Origin of the sequence: Actimicrobium sp. GrIS 1.19, from assembly GCF_035984655.1 — a bacterium.
Lineage (GTDB): Bacteria > Pseudomonadota > Gammaproteobacteria > Burkholderiales > Burkholderiaceae_D > Actimicrobium.
Genome location: NZ_JAXCHT010000088.1, coordinates 1 through 1,137, shown reverse-complemented (window position 1 = coordinate 1,137; position 1,137 = coordinate 1). Strand labels below are relative to the sequence as shown.

Sequence of the window (1,137 nt, the reverse complement as noted above, 5' to 3'; positions counted from 1 at the left end):
CGATTGAGCGATCGCGGTCAAATCAGCTACGACTGGCAGCACTACATCGCGTTGGTGGAGCGCAAACCGGGCGCACTCAGAAACGGCGCTCCCTTTGCGGATTTGCCAGCGCCGCTCCAGCAGTTGCGGCTAGGTCTGATGCGCCATGCCGGTGGCGACAAGGTCATGGCCCAAGTGCTCACCGCAGTGCTCTGCGCAGGTCTGGATGCTGTCCTGGTTGCCGTCGAGCTGGTCATCGAGTCAGGGGTGCTCAGCGCCGAACACGTCCTCAATGTTCTGGCGCGGTTGCATGCCTGTCCGGCTCCGGCCAGCGTGGAGACGAGCTTGCGCTTGACCGAGGTGCCACTGGCCAATACCAGCCGATACGATAGTCTGCGCGGCATCGATGACCTGGCGACCGACACCACGGAGACCGATCATGCTTGATATCACGACCGAACTGAAAGATCTGCGCCTGCACGGAATGGCCAGCGCATGGATCGACCTCATCGCACAGGAAACGTCCGCGACGGCGACATCCAAATGGTTGATCGAGCACCTTCTGCAAGCGGAGAACAATGACCGTGGCATACGATCAATCCGGCACCAGATGAACGCGGCGAAATTCCCCGTGCATCGCGATCTGGCCGGGTTCGATTTCGGCGCATCCATGGTTGATCAGCAGCTGGTCAAGCAGTTGGCGACGCTGACATTTACCGACACGGCACAGAACGCCGTGCTGATCGGTGGGCCAGGCACTGGTAAGACCCATCTGGCCACCGCAATCGCCGTGGCCGGCATTGCCGCGCAGGGCAAGCGCGTGCGTTTCTACTCGACGGTGGATTTGGTCAATGTCTTGGAGAAGGAGAAGCGCGACGGCCGTGCCGGTCGGATGGCACAGGCACTGTTGCGCATGGATCTCGTCATTCTGGACGAGCTGGGGTATCTCCCGTTCAGCCAGGCAGGCGGCGCCTTGCTGTTCCACCTGATGTCCAAGCTGTATGAACACACCAGCGTAGTCATCACCACCAACCTGAGTTTCTCGGAATGGTCGAGCGTGTTTGGGGACGCGAAGATGACGACGGCGCTGCTGGACCGGCTCACCCATCACTGCCATATCGTCGAGACCGGCAATGAGTCGTATCGTTTCCAGCACAG

Annotated in this window: 1 protein-coding gene and 1 pseudogene; both read left to right on the top strand. The window is 60.5% G+C overall.

Features of this window, described 5'->3' with window-relative positions; genetic code table 11:
• Positions 1-426: pseudogene (locus RCH09_RS19665) on the top strand (IS21 family transposase); the annotation flags it as partial.
• A partial coding sequence (gene istB / locus RCH09_RS19660; protein ID WP_326942831.1) for an IS21-like element helper ATPase IstB occupies positions 419-1,137 on the top strand: 719 nt, incomplete at its 3' end. The pseudogene RCH09_RS19665 and the gene istB, both read left to right, overlap by 8 nt.